General features: G+C 73.4%; 16 protein-coding genes. 8 read left to right on the top strand and 8 right to left on the bottom strand.

The window, feature by feature from the left end:
- Window positions 1-2: 2 nt before the first annotated feature.
- Genes AC0665_RS19425 through AC0665_RS19415 form a run of 3 tightly spaced genes read right to left on the bottom strand, consistent with a single transcriptional unit; the run spans window position 3 to window position 2,955 of the window.
- Window positions 3-461: an NUDIX hydrolase gene (locus tag AC0665_RS19425; RefSeq protein ID WP_468405173.1), complete on the bottom strand. Its 459-nt coding sequence runs from the start codon at window positions 459-461 to the stop codon at window positions 3-5.
- Window positions 458-1,996 carry an ATP-dependent DNA ligase gene (locus tag AC0665_RS19420; RefSeq protein ID WP_478608165.1) on the bottom strand — a complete coding sequence of 513 codons (1,539 nt, stop codon included), beginning with the start codon at window positions 1,994-1,996 and terminating at the stop codon, window positions 458-460. Before AC0665_RS19420 ends, AC0665_RS19425 begins: the two co-directional genes overlap by 4 nt.
- A gap of 29 nt (window positions 1,997-2,025) precedes the next feature.
- Complete coding sequence (locus AC0665_RS19415; RefSeq protein ID WP_478608168.1) at window positions 2,026-2,955, bottom strand: NAD(P)/FAD-dependent oxidoreductase; 930 nt, start codon at window positions 2,953-2,955, stop codon at window positions 2,026-2,028.
- A 77-nt stretch (window positions 2,956-3,032) separates the two neighbouring features.
- Between AC0665_RS19415 and AC0665_RS19410 the strand changes: the two genes are divergently transcribed.
- The 6 genes from AC0665_RS19410 to AC0665_RS19385 all read left to right on the top strand — a co-directional run bounded on the left by AC0665_RS19410 (window position 3,033) and on the right by AC0665_RS19385 (window position 8,336).
- A complete protein-coding gene (locus AC0665_RS19410) occupies window positions 3,033-3,605 on the top strand; it encodes a helix-turn-helix domain-containing protein (RefSeq protein WP_478608170.1) in 573 nt (190 codons plus the stop codon).
- 116 nt (window positions 3,606-3,721) lie between these two features.
- Window positions 3,722-4,687, top strand: a complete 966-nt coding sequence (locus AC0665_RS19405) for an NADPH:quinone oxidoreductase family protein (RefSeq protein ID WP_468637877.1) — start codon at window positions 3,722-3,724, stop codon at window positions 4,685-4,687.
- Window positions 4,684-5,868 carry an acyl-CoA dehydrogenase family protein gene (locus AC0665_RS19400; protein WP_478608174.1) on the top strand — a complete coding sequence of 395 codons (1,185 nt, stop codon included), beginning with the start codon at window positions 4,684-4,686 and terminating at the stop codon, window positions 5,866-5,868. Before AC0665_RS19405 ends, AC0665_RS19400 begins: the two co-directional genes overlap by 4 nt.
- A complete protein-coding gene (locus AC0665_RS19395; RefSeq protein WP_478608177.1) occupies window positions 5,865-6,938 on the top strand; it encodes an acyl-CoA dehydrogenase family protein in 1,074 nt (357 codons plus the stop codon). The genes AC0665_RS19400 and AC0665_RS19395 overlap by 4 nt, the downstream gene beginning before the upstream one ends.
- A gap of 208 nt (window positions 6,939-7,146) precedes the next feature.
- Window positions 7,147-8,010: a phosphatidylinositol-specific phospholipase C/glycerophosphodiester phosphodiesterase family protein gene (locus tag AC0665_RS19390; protein WP_478608180.1), complete on the top strand. Its 864-nt coding sequence runs from the start codon at window positions 7,147-7,149 to the stop codon at window positions 8,008-8,010.
- A gap of 131 nt (window positions 8,011-8,141) precedes the next feature.
- Window positions 8,142-8,336, top strand: a complete 195-nt coding sequence (locus AC0665_RS19385) for a hypothetical protein (RefSeq protein ID WP_468405189.1) — start codon at window positions 8,142-8,144, stop codon at window positions 8,334-8,336.
- 2 nt (window positions 8,337-8,338) lie between these two features.
- On the opposite strand, the gene AC0665_RS19380 is transcribed toward AC0665_RS19385, so the two are convergent.
- The 5 genes from AC0665_RS19380 to xylB all read right to left on the bottom strand — a co-directional run bounded on the left by AC0665_RS19380 (window position 8,339) and on the right by xylB (window position 13,827).
- Complete coding sequence (locus AC0665_RS19380) at window positions 8,339-9,574, bottom strand: phosphodiester glycosidase family protein (protein ID WP_478608183.1); 1,236 nt, start codon at window positions 9,572-9,574, stop codon at window positions 8,339-8,341.
- A gap of 259 nt (window positions 9,575-9,833) precedes the next feature.
- On the bottom strand, window positions 9,834-10,232 hold the full coding sequence (locus AC0665_RS19375) for a luciferase domain-containing protein (RefSeq protein ID WP_478608186.1): 399 nt from the start codon (window positions 10,230-10,232) through the stop codon (window positions 9,834-9,836).
- Between the two features lie 93 nt (window positions 10,233-10,325).
- Window positions 10,326-10,928, bottom strand: a complete 603-nt coding sequence (locus tag AC0665_RS19370; RefSeq protein WP_478705438.1) for an N-acetylmuramoyl-L-alanine amidase — start codon at window positions 10,926-10,928, stop codon at window positions 10,326-10,328.
- Between the two features lie 229 nt (window positions 10,929-11,157).
- Window positions 11,158-12,366 (bottom strand): ROK family protein, encoded by a 1,209-nt coding sequence (locus AC0665_RS19365; protein ID WP_468405195.1) that lies wholly within the window; start codon window positions 12,364-12,366, stop codon window positions 11,158-11,160.
- Window positions 12,367-12,381: 15 nt separating this feature from the next.
- A complete protein-coding gene (gene xylB, locus AC0665_RS19360) occupies window positions 12,382-13,827 on the bottom strand; it encodes a xylulokinase (protein WP_468637870.1) in 1,446 nt (481 codons plus the stop codon).
- Window positions 13,828-13,956: 129 nt separating this feature from the next.
- Between xylB and xylA the strand changes: the two genes are divergently transcribed.
- Together xylA and AC0665_RS19350 are read left to right on the top strand one after the other, a co-directional pair.
- Window positions 13,957-15,123, top strand: a complete 1,167-nt coding sequence (gene xylA, locus AC0665_RS19355; RefSeq protein ID WP_478509215.1) for a xylose isomerase — start codon at window positions 13,957-13,959, stop codon at window positions 15,121-15,123.
- Window positions 15,124-15,284: 161 nt separating this feature from the next.
- Window positions 15,285-15,635 carry a hypothetical protein gene (locus tag AC0665_RS19350; RefSeq protein WP_478705437.1) on the top strand — a complete coding sequence of 117 codons (351 nt, stop codon included), beginning with the start codon at window positions 15,285-15,287 and terminating at the stop codon, window positions 15,633-15,635.
- The last annotated feature ends 27 nt before the right edge of the window (window positions 15,636-15,662 follow it).

Raw genomic sequence — 15,662 nt, 5'->3', positions numbered from 1 at the left:
CCTCAGGGCGAGTGCTCCGCCAGGCGGTCGAGAAACGCCGCCTGCGCCGTGACGATCACCGCGCGGGCCCGGTCCAGGCCGAACCAGGCCACCCGGTCCAGCTCCGGGAACTCCTGGAACCGTCCCGACCTCGGCGGCCACTCCATGCTGAAGGTGCCCGGTGTGATCGTCGCCGGGTCGAGGTCCGCCTCGACCGCCCAGGCCGTGACGATCTTGCCGCCCGTCTGCCGGACCTCGCCCAGGTCGAGGGCCTCGCCGTCGGGCGGGGGCAGCCCCAGTTCCTCCTGGAACTCGCGGCGGGCGGCGTCCCAGGCGGACTCGTCCGGGTCGTACTCGCCCTTGATCACGGTCCACGCCCCGGCGTCGCGCCGGGCGAAGAACGGCCCGCCCATGTGGCCGAGCAGCACTTCGAGGCCCTCGTCGGTGCGGTGGAAGAGCAGCAGGCCGGCACTGCGCTTCACGGCTTCACCTCCGGATGCGCCGCGAGCAGCGTCTCGACCGTGTCGGCGTCCTCGGGGCGCTTGTCCTCCCGGTAGCGGACCACGCGGGCGAAGCGGAGGGTGACACCGGCCGGGTAGCGGGTGGAGCGCTGAAGTCCGTCGTAGGCGATCTCGACGACGAGTTCGGGGCGGACCCTCACCACGTAGTCGTCGGTCTCGACGGCGAGCCGCTGGAGGCGTTCGGTCTGCCAGGTGAGCATCGCGTCGGTCATGCCCTTGAAGGTCTTGCCGAGCATGGCGAGGCCGCCGTCGGCGGTGCGCGCGCCCAGGTGGAGGTTGGAGAGCTTGCCGGCGCGGCGGCCGTGGCCCCACTCGGCGGCCAGGACGACCAGGTCGAGGGTGTGGACCGGCTTCACCTTCAGCCAGGACGCGCCGCGCCGGCCCGCGCTGTAGGGGGCGTCGAGCGCCTTGAGGACGACGCCCTCGTGGCCGCGCTCCAGCGTCGCGGCGAGGAACTCCTCCGCGCCGGGCGTGTCGTCCGGGCCGGACACCAGCGTGCGCCGCACCCGCATCGGCTCGGGCACCAGGCGGGCCAGCTCGGCGTGCCGCTCGGCGAAGGGCAGGTCGAGCAGGTCGTGGCCGTCGACGGACAGCGCGTCGAAGAAGACGGGGGAGACCGGCACCGCGCGGGCGGCCGTGGCCACGTCCGTGCGGGAGCCGACACGTCCGGCGGTCTCCTGGAACGAGCGGGGGCGCCCGCCTTCGTCGAAGGAGATCACCTCGCCGTCCAGGATGAACCGCTCACCCCGCAATTCAAGGGCCGCGGCCGTCACTTCGGGCAGGCGGTCGGTGATGTCGTCGAGGGTGCGGGTGTAGAGCCGCACGGTGTCGCCGTCCCGGTGCACCTGGACGCGGATGCCGTCCAGCTTCTCCTCCACCGCGCAGGTGCCCAGCTTGTCCACCGCCTCGGCCACCGAGGAGGCGCTGTGCGCCAGCATCGGCAGCACCGGACGGCCGACGGTGAGGCGGAAGCGGTCGAGGGAGCCCGGCCCCTGAGCGAGCAGCGCTTCCGCCACCGCCTGGAGGGAACCCGCGAGCATCACGGCCCGGCGTACGTCCGCCGACGGTGCCCCGGTCGCCTGGGCCAGCCCCTCGACCGCCACCGCGTCCAGCGCGCCCTGCCGGACCTCTCCGGTGAGCAGCCCGAGCAGGAACCGCTGCTCGTCCTCGGTGGCCGCGCCCATCAACTCGGCCACCAGGCGGGTCCGTTCCGCCTGGGAGCCGGGCCCGGACACCTTGGCGAGCTCGGACAGCCGGGCGTCCACCTCCCGCACGGTCAGGCCCGGCTCGGCCGCCGGGCCGACCGGGCGGCTCAGCACCTTCCAGCCGACGCCGATCCGCCCCTGCGGCAGCCGTCCCGCCAGGTACGGGATGACGATCGGCACGTCCTCGGGCTCGGCGTCCCGGAAGAGCTCCGCGAGCAGGGCCGTCTTGCGGGACCGCGCCGAGGTGGCGGCGACCTCCCGGGACACTCGGGCCAGCCGGTGCAGCAGCATGCAGTCATGGTGCACCGCCGACGGTGCCTCTACACCTGCGCGGCCGCGTCGAGGTCGGTCATCAGCAGGTCCCCGACGATCGCCGACGCCGCCCGGTATCCGCCGCTCGCCGCGTGCACGACCTGCTCGGCGAAGCCGATCGCGTTGCCCGCGGCCCACACGCCCGGCACCGTCGTCAGGCCGGTCGCGTCGATCACCGGGTAGGCGCCGAACGGCGTCTCGTGCAGCTGAGCGCCCAGCCGCTGAAGCAGGCCGGTCCGCGGAACCGCCCGCGGGGCGGTGAACAGCACCGACCGGGCGTGGGTGGTGCCGTCCGCGAGCCGCACGCCGGTGAGGCGGTCGTCCTCGACCACCAGTCCCGCGACCTGCCCGGGCACCACCTCCACCCCGGCCGCGGCGAGCCGGCGCAGGTCCACGTCGGACAGCTCCTCCTCGGCGACCGTGTGCAGGAAGAACCGCACGTCCTTGGACCACTGGGACACCATCAGCGCCTGGTGCACACTCGCCGCGGTCGTGGCCAGCACGCCGAACGGCTGGTCGCGCACCTCCCAGCCGTGGCAGAAGGGGCAGTGCAGCACGTCCCGCCCGAACCGCTCGGCGAGTCCGTCGACCTCGGGCAGTTCGTCCTTCAGCCCTGTGGCGACGACCAGCCGCCGGGCCCGTACGGTCCGGCCGCCGGCCAGCACCACGGTGAAGTCCTCACCCTTCTCCACGTCCACCACCCGGTCCCGCACGAGGTCCACGCCGTAGCGCGCGATCTCCTCCCGGCCGAGGGCCAGGAACTCGGCGGGCGGCATGCCGTCCCGAGACAGGTAACCCTGCATGTGGGCGGCGGGCGCGTTGCGCGGTTCGCCCGCGTCGACCACCAGCGTGTGCTGCCGGGCGCGCCCCAGCACCAGCGCGGCGGACAGACCCGCCGCGCCCCCGCCGACGACGACCACCGTGTATGTGTCGGTCATGTGACCACCTCCGCTGCCGAGCGTCGCCCGAGCACTGCGGGATTGACAAACGACTTTGCCGAACCTGCAATACCACCATGACGACGGACGAGGTACTCGCGGGCGTGGGCCCCAGGCTGCGGCAGCTGCGCAAGGAGCGGGAGGTGACCCTGGCGGCACTGTCCGAGACCACCGGCATCTCCGTCAGCACCCTCTCGCGGCTGGAGTCCGGCCTGCGCAAACCCAGTCTGGAACTGCTGCTGCCGATCGCGCGCGCCCACCAGGTGGCGCTGGACGAGCTGGTCGGCGCCCCGCCGGCCGGTGATCCGCGCGTGCGTGCCAAGCCGATCGTGATGGGCGGCCGCACCCACTGGCCGCTCACCCGCCAGCCCGGCGGCCTTCAGGCCTACAAAGTCCTGGAACCCCGGCGCCGGCAGGAACCGGAACCGCGGACGCACGAGGGCTACGAGTGGCTGTACGTGCTGTCCGGGAAGCTGCGCCTGGTGCTGGGCGAGCACGACGTGGTGCTCACCGCGGGGGAGGCCGCCGAGTTCGACACCCGGGTGCCGCACTGGTTCGGCTCGACGGGGGAGGGGCCCGTGGAGTTCCTCAGCCTGTTCGGACCGCAGGGCGAGCGGATGCACGTGCGGGCGCGGCCGAAGGGCGCGTGACGTACGGCGGACCTCCGCGCGGGACTTTCCCGGAGACTGTTCCCTGATCAGCAAGCGACCGCTTAGTATGCGAACCGACCCCGGTCAGACGAAGCAGTCCCCCGTGGAGGCCCCGCATGCAGGCATGGCAAGTGCACGAGAACGGCGAGCCGGGCGAGGTGATGAAGCTCGAGGACGTGGAGCCGCCCACGCCCGGTGACGGCCAGGTTCTGCTGAAGGTACGGGCGGCCAACATCAACTTCCCGGACGCCCTGCTGTGCCGCGGCCAGTACCAGGTCAGGCCGCCCCTGCCGTTCACCCCGGGCGTGGAGATCTGCGGCGAGACCGAGGACGGCCGCCGGGTGATCGCCAACCCGGCGCTGCCCCACGGCGGCTTCGCCGAGTACGCCGTCGCGGACGCCGCCGCCCTGCTGCCCGCGCCGGACGCACTCGACGACGCCGAGGCCGCGGCCCTGCACATCGGCTACCAGACCGGGTGGTTCGGTCTGCACCGCCGGGCCGGTCTGGAGGCCGGCGAGACCCTGCTCGTCCACGCTGCCGCCGGAGGGGTCGGCAGCGCGGCCGTGCAGCTCGGGAAGGCCGCCGGCGCCACCGTCATCGGTGTCGTCGGCGGCCCCGGGAAAGCGGCCGTCGCCCGCGAGCTGGGCTGCGACGTCGTGATCGACCGGCACTCCGAGGACGTCGTCGCCGCCGTCAAGGAGGCCACCGGCGGCCGGGGCGCCGACGTGATCTACGACCCGGTCGGCGGCGAGGCCTACACACAGTCAGCCAAGGTCGTCGCCTTCGAGGGGCGGATCGTCGTCGTCGGCTTCGCCAGCGGCACGATCCCCAGCCCGGGCCTGAACCACGCCCTGGTGAAGAACTACTCGATCCTCGGCCTGCACTGGGGCCTGTACAACACCAAGGACCCCAAGCTGGTCCGGCACTGCCACGAGCGGCTCACCGAACTGGCCGCCCAGGGTGCGATCAAGCCGCTGGTCAGCGAACGCGTGCCGCTCGGCTCGGCGGCGACCGCCGTGCAGAAGGTGGCGGACGGTCTGACCACCGGCCGGGTCGCGGTCGTCATGGAGGAGGCAGCATGACCGGCACCGAGGAACTGCGCCGCCGCACCCGGGAGTTGCTGGCCGCCCACCCGCCGGCCTCCACCGACCGCCGGGACTTCCTCCGGGCCCGCTTCGACGCCGGGCTGGCCTGGGTGCACTACCCGGAGGGCCTCGGCGGACTCGGCGCCCCCCGGTCTCTCCAGGCCGTCGTGGACGCCGAGCTGGAGGCCGCCGGGGCGCCCGACAACGACCCGCGGCGCATCGGCATCGGTCTGGGCATGGCCGCGCCGACGATCCTCCAGTTCGGCACCGAGGAACAGAAACGGCGTTTCCTCAGGCCGCTGTGGACCGGCGAGGAGGTCTGGTGCCAGCTGTTCAGCGAGCCCGGAGCCGGATCCGACCTGGCCGCGCTGGGCACCCGGGCCGTGCGGGAGGACGGGGGAGACTGGGTCGTCAACGGGCAGAAGGTCTGGACGTCCAGCGCCCATGTGGCCCGCTGGGCGATCCTCATCGCCCGCACCGACCCGGACGTGCCCAAGCACCGGGGCATCACCTACTTCGTCTGTGACATGACCGACCCCGGTGTCGAGGTGCGGCCGCTGCGGCAGATCACCGGCGAGGCCGAGTTCAACGAGGTGTTCCTCACCGACGTCCGCATCCCCGACGCGCGGCGCCTTGGAGCGGTCGGCGACGGCTGGAAGGTCGCCCAGACCACGCTGAACAACGAGCGCGTGGCGATCGGCGGCATGCGGCTGCCCCGCGAGGGCGGCATGATCGGCCCGGTCTCGAAGACTTGGCGCGAGCGGCCCGAGCTGCGCACCCACGATCTGCACCAGCGGCTGCTGAAGCTCTGGGTGGAGGCCGAGGTCTCCCGCCTCACCGCGGAGCGGCTGCGCCAGCAGCTCGTCGTGGGCCAGCCCGGCCCCGAAGGCGCCGGCATGAAGCTGGCCTTCGCCCGCCTCAACCAGGAGATCAGCGGCCTGGAGGTGGAACTCCTCGGTGAGGAAGGCCTGCTGTACGACGACTGGACCATGCGGCGCCCGGAGCTGGTCGACTTCACCGGCCGCGACGCCGGCTACCGCTATCTGCGCTCCAAGGGCAACAGCATCGAGGGCGGGACCAGCGAGGTCCTGCTGAACATCGTCGCCGAGCGCGTCCTCGGCCTGCCCGCCGAGCCGCGCACCGACAAGGACGTCGCCTGGAAGGACCTCGCCCGATGAGTGACCTGTTGTACTCGGAAGAGGAAGAGGCGCTGCGCGCCGCCGTCCGCGACCTGCTCGCCGACCACTGCGACGCGCCCGGCGTCATCGCCCGCACCGAGTCGGACACCCCGCACCACCGGGCGCTGTGGAAGACCCTGACCGAGGGCATGGGCCTCGCCGGCCTGCTGGTGCCCGAGGAACTCGACGGCCAGGGCGCCACCCACCGCGAAGCCGCCGTGGTGCTGGAGGAACTGGGACGCGCGGTCGCGCCCGTGCCGTACCTGACCAGCGCGGTCGTCGCCACCGAGGCCCTGCTGGCCTGCGGCACCGACGACCTGCTCCGCGACCTCGCGACCGGGACGACGATCGGCATCCTCGCGGTCGCCCTCCACATCGCACCCGGGACCGCCTACCGGACCGTCCGGCACGACGGCGGCGCCCTGCACGGGGAGTTGACCGGCATCGCCGACGCCGCCGTCGCGGACGTCCTGCTCGTGCCCGCCGACGACGGCGGCCTCTACGCGGTCGACGCCTCGGCCGCGACCGTCACCCCCCGGACCTCCCTGGACCTGACCCGGCCGCTCGCGACCGTCACCCTCGACGGAGCGCCGGGCCGGCTGCTGGGCGACGCCGAATCGGCCGTGCGCCGTGCGCTGCGCGCCGGGGCCGGACTGCTCGCCTCCGAGCAGTACGGGCTGGCCGAGTGGACGCTGACGGAGACCGTCCGCCACCTGAAGGACCGCAAGCAGTTCAACCGGCCCGTCGGCGGCTTCCAGGCGCTCAAGCACCGGCTCGCCCAGCTGTGGCTGGAGGTCGTCAACACCCGCGCGGCCGCCCGCAACGCCGCCGACGCCCTGACCACCGGCGAGGACGTCGACGTGGCCGTCACCGTCGCCCAGGCCTACGCGGCACCCGTGGCCGTGCACGCCGCCGAGGAGGCCGTGCAACTGCACGGCGGCATCGGCATGACGTGGGAGCACCCCGCGCACCTGTACCTCAAGCGCGCGAAGGCCGACTCCCTCGCCTACGGCACCGCCGGCGCCCACCGGGAGGCCCTGGCCGCACTGGTCGACCTCCAGGCCCCCTGACGCACATCCGGCCGACGCGAGGGCACCCTCGCGAGACCCGGGAAACCAAGAGGCCCGTCCCACCAGGGGCGGGCCTTGGCGCACCCCGCTCCACCGAAGTGAACGCGTGGCGGCAGTCCGGCCAACTCCGCGCGCGGGCCTGCTCCTTGGGCCGATCGGGACCCCATACTCGCAGGGTTCCCGTACGGCACCTCCAGGGAGGCAGAGCATGGCCCTCACCACCCGTCGCGGAGCCCTCACCGCCCTCGGCGCAGCCCTCGCGGGCTCGATCGCCCTCCCGGCCGCACCCGCGTCGGCCGGTGAACGCAACGACCGGCAACGCCCGTTGTGGCGCGCCCACGCCCACAACGACTACGAGCACCCGCGCCCCCTGTTCGACGCCCTCGACCACCGCTTCGGCAGTGTCGAGGCCGACATCCACCTCGTGGGCGACCAGCTCCTCGTCGGCCACGACCCGGACGGCCTCGACCCCTCCCGCACCCTGGAGTCCCTCTACCTCGACCCGCTCGCGGCCCGCGTCCGGTCCCACCACGGCTCGGTGTACCGCGGGCACCGCGGCTCGCTGCAACTGCTCATCGACATCAAGACCGAGGGCGCGTCGACCTACCTCGAACTCGACCGTCACCTCCGGCGCCACCGGCACCTGTTCACCACGTACGCCCACGGCCGCGTCCACCGCGGCCCGGTCACCGTGGTGATCTCCGGCGACCGCGCGGCCCGCGTGCCCATGGAGGCCCAGACCGCCCGGCGCGCCTTCTACGACGGCCGCCTCGCCGACCTCGGAAGCCAGGCACCGGCCTCCTTCGTCCCGCTGATCAGCGACAACTGGTCGCTCAACTTCACCTGGCAGGGAGTGGGACCCTTCCCGCACGCCGAGCGGGAGAAGCTGCGGAGCATCGTGAGGGCCGCCCACCGGCGCGGGCAGAGGGTGCGGTTCTGGGCCACCCCTGACCTGGCCGGACCCGCCCGCGACGCGCTGTGGGGCGAACTGCTCGCCGCCGGCGTCGATCACCTCAACACCGACGACCTCGCCGGACTGGAGGCGTTCCTCGACGCCCGGCGGGCCGCCTAGGGCCGGAAGAACACCACACGAACACCACACGTTCGGCGGACAGGTCAGCCGCCCGGACGAACCCTCCGCTACGCCACACTTGCGGCCGAACGCCGTGAACCGGACATGGCGGCGTGGCGGAGGAGTTGACGATGGCCATTTCCATCTCTGTGGTGCTGCTGCTGCTGATCCTTGCGGTGATCTTCCTCCGCAACGGCGGGCTGAAGGTCTCCCATGCGGTGGTCTGTCTGCTGCTCGGCTTCTACCTGGCCAGCACCAGCATCGCCCCCACCATCCACAGCGGCCTCACGGCGACGGCGGACATCGTCAGCGGTCTGCGGCCCTGAGCTCACCCCGAGAACACGCCGATGCCGTTCGGCACGAGGCGCTCGGCGCCGCCACTGGGGTGGTTGCGCACGGAGACCTTGCTCGCGCCCTGCTCCCGGGCGACCAGGGTCGACGATCCGCCGCCGTCCAGGCTGAAGGCGTCCTCGGCTCCCAGGTCCCGCAGCGTGGCGGCGACTTCGGCGATCGTCAGCCCGCTGCGGTAGGCGGCGGCACCGTCCAGCGCGAACAGCAGCACGCGCCGCCCCCCGTCGGCGATCCCCACGGCCGTACGGACGGCCGACGTCGTGGTGTCGAGCCCAGGCAGCGGCTGCCCGCCCGTGAGGACCGGGTAGCCGCCGAGGGCGGCCCGGTAGGCGGCGCCGTCCGAGGCCGCCACCAGACCGTGTTCGACCTCGACCGGCTCCCCGGTGGAGAACTTGCGCAACTGCTGGGCGCCCGCCTCCCGGCCGACCAGCACCGTGGTGCCCGCGGCGATGGGACCGCTGCCCGGGGTGTCGGCGGCCGAGACGACCTTGCCGTCGCGGACCGTCACCTCGTAGGTGTCGGTGCTGCACGGAGCGGCGCGGTCGGTGTCCGTGCCGCACGTGGCGCGGACCCGCGAGACGCTGCCCCAGTCGGAGGTGAACGCGCCGACCGAACCCACCGGCAGCGCGTACTGGTTCAGACCGCCCAGAGGCAGCTGCGCCTCGGCCGTGCGGACCACCCCGGAGAGCTTCAGCCGGTCCAGCCGTGCCCGCCCGTCGCCGTCCACGCCGAACACGTCCTCGGTGGTCGTACCGGGTGGCAGGGCCGGTCCGAAGCGCTGGCCGTTCGGCACGGCCGCCTTGAGCGTCCGCCCGGCGGCGATCGCCGGTCCCACACTCGCCCCGGTCGCCTCGACGCCCGGATGCTGGGTCTCGCTGATGTTGAAGAAGTCGCCGTTGACACCGGCGACGGCGCCCTGGGTGTCCGCCATCGCCGAGACCTGTGCGCGCGAGGCCACCGCCCCCGGGTACAGCAGATCCACCCGCACCTGAGAATTGCTCAGATCGACCTTCAGCAGATGTGCGTGCGTCACCCCCTTGGCCGCCTTGATGTCGAACTCCTCGTACGTCACGCCCGGCGCGACCCGCCCGCCCTTCTGGACGGCGCCGGCCGGAGCCGCTCCCGCCAGGGCCGCGCCGGTCAGCGCGCTGAAGGCCGTGACGAACGCCAGTACCGCTCTGCCCGCTCCGCCGCGCCTGTGCCGACCTGTCACCGTGCCCCCTGATGCCTCGTCAACCGTCCGGAGTCCTCGGGGCAGTGCACCAGACCACGGGGTCCGGCAGGGCGGCTGAGCGCCTTCTCCGCGGGAACGGCTGAAAAAACGCACCCCTCTGGGTGCTCAGCCGTCACCCGTTCCGGTGTCGAACGGCGTGACGTGCGCGGGTGCGCGGGCGCTGGGTCGATCGGCGGACCCGGCTTCCGGCAGGCGGCGCTCTTCTTGCGGCCACGTCCGGTGCGGGCCGCGGTGAGGCTCAGCCGCCCGCGACGGCGTCCCGCGGCAACACCGTGACCCGGTGGAAGTTGCACCCCGTGCGCCCCGGTTCCGCCGTGTCCGCGGGCCGGTTCTGGTGTGCCTTGAGGGCGATGCTCACCAGGCTCAGCAGCAGATCGACGTCCGCCTGACAGTCGAGGTGGACCGTCACCCAGCACGAACCGGGCAGCAGGTGGATCGCGCTCGAACCGGCGAGGTCGTAGTGGAAGCGCTGGACGGCCCGGCGGGTGAGGTGGAGGTCCACGTCCCGCGAGGAGTGGAAGTGGACGATCTCGTCACGGACGGAACGGAGCGCCCTTCCGGTACCGCAACTCGCCGGGCCCGCCATCAGGTCGGGCCAGGCCTGCAGGCGCTCCATGGCGCGCTGGGCCAGAGTCATGGCCCCATCGTCGCCCGCTCACCGGTCCGCAACCAGCAGTTGAGCGATTCGTAACCGGGACGTGAGGTGAACCGCCGTGCGCCGGCCGGGCGTTCAGGCGGAGGTGACGAGTCTCAGGTAGCGCTTCCAGTCCCAGTGCCGGCCCGGGTCGGTGTGGTCGCTGCCCGGCACCTCGTGGTGGCCGATGATGTGGGCGCGGTTCCTCGGGATGCCGTACCGCGCGCAGATCGCCGCGGTGAGCCGGGCCGACCGCTCGTACATGGCGTCGGTGAAGTACCCGGGCCGGTCCACCCAGCCTTCGTGCTCGATGCCGATGCTGCGGGTGTTGTAGTCCCAGTTCCCCGCGTGCCACGCGATGTCGGACTCGCGCACATACTGCGCCACGCGCCCGTCGGAGGAGCGCACCACGTAGTGCGCGGACACCTTCTTCCCGGGGTCCCGGAACACGGACAGGGTGCCGGAGAAGGTCGTCTGCGCCACGTGGATGACCACATAGCGCAGCGGATGGGCGCGCGGGCGGTTCGACGGCGTGTAGTTGCCGCGGCTCGCCGGGTGCCACGCCGCTCCGGGGTGATCGACGGCCTGGGGCCGGGCACCGGCCCGGCCGCCGGTGAGCAGGACGGAGGGGACGGCGGTGAGGGCGGCGCCCGCGAGGATGCCGCGCCGGCTGGGGGAGGGGGTGGTGGTCCGTTCCATGGGTGTGTGCCTCTTCCGGGCTCGACGGGAGGGTGTGTCCTGATCGACTGAGCGGAGCGGCGGCCGTCGTGGTCGCGGCCCGCGGTGATCAAGTTACGGCTCCTGCCGACGGCGTGCGGGGAGGCGGTGCGTCGCGGTGGACGGGCCTGCGGATGTGGACAACTCCCTCACTCGGCCGGGTGATTGGCGAGGCGAGAGACGAGCTGGTGACCGTGTCCGGTGGCCTTTCTCAGGCCTGCCCGGCGACGGACGCCGGGTCGTCGAGCACCGCCCGCACCACCGAGTGCGCGGCCCCCAGCAGCGGCCCCTGGGGACCCAGTGCGGACACGGACACCGGGCAGACCGGGCCCGCCGTGCGCCGGGCCAGCTCGTCCCGCAGCGAGGGCAGCAGCCACGGCGCCAGCCCGGAGAGTTCACCGCCCAGGACCACGCTTCGCGGGTCGAGCAGGTTGACCGCCCCGGTCAGGGCCACACCGAGCGCCGTACCGGCCTCGCGCAGGGCGCGGCGTACGTTCTCGTCGCCCTCCGCGGCGCGCCCCGCGAGCAGCCCGACCCGGTCCTCGTCGGGTTCAAGGCCGGCGGCGCGCAGCACGGCCTCCTCGCCGGCGTACTGCTCCAGGCAGCCCCGCCCGCCGCAGGCGCACTCCGGCCCGTCCGGCCGGACCGGAACGTGCCCCAGTTCGCCCGCGAAACCGCGGGTTCCGCGCAGCAGCCCGCCGTCCACCACGACCGCCCCGCCGATGCCGATCTCCGCCGAGACGTGCAGGAAGTCCTGGGGCGTGCCGTCGCCCAGCCAGAGTTCGGCGAGGGCGCCGAAGTTGGCCTCGTTGTCCACGGTCAGCGGGAGGTCCGCCGGTAGCAGCTCGGCGAGGTCCGTGTCGTGCCAGCCGAGGTTCGGGGCGCGCACGACGGTCCGGGCGTCACGCGCCACCAGGCCCGGCACCGCCACGGCGAGTCCGGCCGGCCACAGGCCCTCGCCCTCCGCCTCGGCGACGACCTGCCGGATCAGCTCGGTGAGTTCCGCGAGCACGGGTCGAGGGGAGCGGTCGCGGTTCGCTCCCTGCCGTATCGCCCGTGACCGGGTCGTGCCGCGCAGATCGACGGCGCAGACCGCGAGATGGTCGACGCCGACCTCCGCTCCGATGCCGGCCGGGCCGCGTGCGCTGACGGCGAGCGCGGAGCCGGGGCGGCCCACCCGGCCGGGCCGCTCGGGCCCCAGTTCCTCGAGAAGTCCCGAGCGGATGAGTTCGTCGACGAGGGTCGAGACCGCCGCCCGGGTCAGGCCGATCCGCGAGGCGACGGCGGCCCGGGACAGCTGCCCCTCGTCGCGGACCGTGTGCAGGACGCGGGCGAGGTTGCGGCGGCGCATGCCCTGCTGGGTGTCGGGCAGGGCGCGTCCCGGCCCGGCGTGACGTGCCTCGTGCAGCGGTGCGGTCATGCCTGACGCCAGTCCTCAGTGGGTGTCGGTGGGCCGCTCCAGCAGCGCAGCCGCGTCGGAGAGTACCCCGGCGATCCTGGCCAGCGTCTCCTGGTCCCGCTCGACGGCCTCCAGCACGGGCCCGGCCGCGGTGTCCCAGCGTCGCGCGACCGCCGCCGGATCCTCCCCGGTCAGCAGCCCGGCCGCCTGCGCGGCGGCCCCCAGCGCGACCAGCTCCTTGGCCTCCGGCACCTGCACGGGCCGTCCCGACAGCCTCCGTACGGTCTGCTGCCAGGCGGTGCCGCGGGCACCGCCGCCGATGAGGAGCAGCGGCTCCGAGGGGTCCGCGTCCTCGTCGAGGACCAGGTCGAGCGCCCCGAGCAGGGAGTGCACGGCGCCGTCGTAGGCGGCCTGGAGCAGCTGGCCGGCGGTCGTGTCGTGACGCAGTCCGTGCAGCAGGCCGGAGGCGTTCGGCAGGTTCGGAGTGCGTTCGCCGTCCAGGTAGGGCAGCAGCGTCACGGCCGTGCCGGGTTCCACGGCCTCGCGGTCGAGACCCAGCAGCGCCGCGACGCGGTCGACGGCGAGCGTGCAGTTGAGGGTGCAGGCCAGCGGCAGCCAGTCGCCGCGGGCGTCGGCGAAGCCCGCCACGGTGCCACTCGGGTCGGCGGGCCGCCGCTGCGACACCGCGTACACCGTGCCCGAGGTGCCGAGGCTCATCACCGGAACCCCGGGGCGCACTCCCAGACCCAGCGCTGCGGCGGCGTTGTCGCCGGTGCCGGGCGCGACCAGAGTGCCCTTGGAGAACGGCAGATCGTGACGGTCGCGCACCGTGCCCGCGATCTCGCCGGGCCGGACCACACGCGGCAGCAGGGCCGGGTCGAGCCCCACGCGCGCCAGGATCTCCTCGTCGTAGGCCTCCGTCCCGGACGCCCACCAGCCCGTCCCGGAGGCGTCGCCGCGGTCGGTCGTGCCCTGCCCGGTGAGCCGCTCGGTGAGGTAGTCGTGGGGGAGCCGCACGGCCTTCGTGGCGCGGACCGCCTCCGGCTCGTGCTCGGCCAGCCAGGCCCACTTGGTGACCGTGAACGAGGCGGCGGGCACGCTCCCGGTGCGCTCGGCCCAGACCTTCGCGCCGCCCAGTTCCTCCATCAGCCGGCGGGCCTGCGGCGCCGAACGCACGTCGTTCCACAGCAGGGCGGGCCGTACCGGCTCACCCCGGCCGTCCAGGGTGACCAGGCCGTGCTGCTGGCCCCCGACCGACACGGCGGCCGCCTCGTGCGCCGCCTCACCGCACTGGTGCAGGGCCTCGCACAGCGCGTCCCACCACTGGCGCGGGTCGCTCTCGCGCCCGGCCCCCGAGGAGACCGTGTGCGGCGCCTGGCCGCTCGCGATCACCCGGCCGGTGGACGCGTCGACCACCAGCGCCTTGGTGGACTGGGTGGACGAATCCACACCGACGACGAGCGGACCCTCGGCTGCTGACATCGGGCTTCTCCCTACTGCGCGCGGCACGTGTCTCCGTTCGGAGGCACCTTGTCTCTTCCCAGAGAGGTGCTCGCATACTAATTTGTAAATCGGCATGACGAAATACCTCAGAGAGCAAGGAGCCGCGGCATGAGCTACCAGCCCACCCCCGAGGACAGGTTCACGTTCGGCCTGTGGACCGTCGGCTGGCAGGGACGGGACCCCTTCGGCGACGCCACGCGGCGTGCCCTCGACCCGGTCGAGACGGTGCAGCGCCTGGCCGAGCTGGGCGCCCACGGTGTGACCTTCCACGACGACGACCTGATCCCGTTCGGGTCGGGCGACACCGAGCGCGAGGCGCACATCAAGCGCTTCCGGCAGGCACTGGACGCCACGGGCATGAAGGTCCCGATGGCCACCACCAACCTCTTCACGCACCCCGTCTTCAAGGACGGCGCGTTCACCGCCAACGACCGCGACGTGCGCCGCTACGCCCTGCGCAAGACCATCCGCAACATCGACCTCGCCGCCGAGCTCGGCGCCCAGGTGTACGTCGCGTGGGGCGGGCGCGAGGGGGCCGAGTCCGGCGCCGCCAAGGACGTGCGCGTCGCCCTGGACCGGATGAAGGAGGCCTTCGACCTGCTCGGCGAGTACGTCACCTCCCAGGGCTACGACCTGCGCTTCGCCATCGAACCCAAGCCGAACGAGCCGCGCGGCGACATCCTGCTGCCGACCGTCGGCCACGCCCTGGCGTTCATCGAGCGCCTGGAGCGCCCCGAGCTGTACGGCGTGAACCCCGAGGTCGGGCACGAGCAGATGGCCGGTCTGAACTTCCCGCACGGCATCGCGCAGGCGCTGTGGGCGGGCAAGCTGTTCCACATCGACCTCAACGGCCAGTCCGGCATCAAGTACGACCAGGACCTGCGTTTCGGCGCCGGTGACCTGCGCGCCGCCTTCTGGCTGGTCGACCTGCTGGAGTCGGCGGGCTACACCGGTCCGCGCCACTTCGACTTCAAGCCGCCGCGGACCGAGGACCTCGACGGCGTGTGGGCCTCGGCGGCCGGCTGCATGCGCAACTACCTCATCCTCAAGGAGCGCGCGGCCGCCTTCCGCGCCGACCCGGAGGTCCAGGAGGCCCTGCGCGCGGCCCGCCTGGACGAGCTGGCCCAGCCCACCGCCGCGGACGGCCTCCAGGCACTGCTCGCCGACCGGTCGGCGTTCGAGTCGTTCGACGTGGAGGCGGCTGCCGCGCGCGGCATGGCCTTCGAGCACCTGGACCAGTTGGCGATGGACCACCTGCTGGGGGCCCGTGGCTGAGACCACGCGCGCGTGCGGGCCCGTCGGCGGCCGTTCCTGCCGTCACTCCGTCCGGCCGACGGGCCCGTCATGCTCCGGAATCATGCGGTCCACGCCATGGGTGCGTCTCGGCTTCCGCACGCCTCTCCCGGTTCGACCGGTGCGCGGCGACTCTGGTCGGTATGGCCATGCCTCCCGTACCGCCGCACCCGCCCGGACCTCCCCGGCGCCGCAATCCGCTGCTCGTCCTGCTCGCCGTCCTCGTGGCCGCCGCGGCCATGTCCCTCGTGGTGCTGATGGCCTCGGGGCGGGACGACTCCCCGGACGGCGAGCCGGAGGGCGGGAGCACCGGCCGCACTTCCACTCCCTCCTTCGGCATCCCCACCGAGCTGCCCACCAGGCTGCCCAGTGAGCTGCCGACCCGGCTGCCGTCGGGCTTCCCGACCCGGCTGCCGAGCGATCTGCCGAGCGATCTGCCGAGCGGCATCGCATCGCTCCTGCCCTCCCTGGACGCGGGCGAGCCACAGCCCTGACACCTGCAGTCCTCCGGCAGGGTTCGA

This window comes from Streptomyces sp. NPDC043685 (assembly GCF_056436585.1).
The sequence above is the reverse complement of the archived record's forward strand: the minus strand, read 5'-3'. Positions and strand labels throughout refer to the sequence as shown.

What these genes read in the sequence shown, in the direction of transcription:
- AC0665_RS19420 (WP_478608165.1), bottom strand. Translation starts at nt 1,996, where the DNA reads ATGCTGCTGCACCGGCTGGCCCGAGTGTCCCGGGAGGTCGCCGCCACC.
- AC0665_RS19415 (WP_478608168.1), bottom strand. Translation starts at nt 2,955, where the DNA reads ATGACCGACACATACACGGTGGTCGTCGTCGGCGGGGGCGCGGCGGGT.
- AC0665_RS19410 (WP_478608170.1), top strand. Translation starts at nt 3,033, where the DNA reads ATGACGACGGACGAGGTACTCGCGGGCGTGGGCCCCAGGCTGCGGCAG.
- AC0665_RS19405 (WP_468637877.1), top strand. Translation starts at nt 3,722, where the DNA reads ATGCAGGCATGGCAAGTGCACGAGAACGGCGAGCCGGGCGAGGTGATG.
- AC0665_RS19400 (WP_478608174.1), top strand. Translation starts at nt 4,684, where the DNA reads ATGACCGGCACCGAGGAACTGCGCCGCCGCACCCGGGAGTTGCTGGCC.
- AC0665_RS19395 (WP_478608177.1), top strand. Translation starts at nt 5,865, where the DNA reads ATGAGTGACCTGTTGTACTCGGAAGAGGAAGAGGCGCTGCGCGCCGCC.
- AC0665_RS19390 (WP_478608180.1), top strand. Translation starts at nt 7,147, where the DNA reads ATGGCCCTCACCACCCGTCGCGGAGCCCTCACCGCCCTCGGCGCAGCC.
- AC0665_RS19385 (WP_468405189.1), top strand. Translation starts at nt 8,142, where the DNA reads ATGGCCATTTCCATCTCTGTGGTGCTGCTGCTGCTGATCCTTGCGGTG.
- AC0665_RS19375 (WP_478608186.1), bottom strand. Translation starts at nt 10,232, where the DNA reads ATGACTCTGGCCCAGCGCGCCATGGAGCGCCTGCAGGCCTGGCCCGAC.
- AC0665_RS19370 (WP_478705438.1), bottom strand. Translation starts at nt 10,928, where the DNA reads ATGGAACGGACCACCACCCCCTCCCCCAGCCGGCGCGGCATCCTCGCG.
- AC0665_RS19365 (WP_468405195.1), bottom strand. Translation starts at nt 12,366, where the DNA reads ATGACCGCACCGCTGCACGAGGCACGTCACGCCGGGCCGGGACGCGCC.
- xylB (WP_468637870.1), bottom strand. Translation starts at nt 13,827, where the DNA reads ATGTCAGCAGCCGAGGGTCCGCTCGTCGTCGGTGTGGATTCGTCCACC.
- xylA (WP_478509215.1), top strand. Translation starts at nt 13,957, where the DNA reads ATGAGCTACCAGCCCACCCCCGAGGACAGGTTCACGTTCGGCCTGTGG.
- AC0665_RS19350 (WP_478705437.1), top strand. Translation starts at nt 15,285, where the DNA reads ATGGCCATGCCTCCCGTACCGCCGCACCCGCCCGGACCTCCCCGGCGC.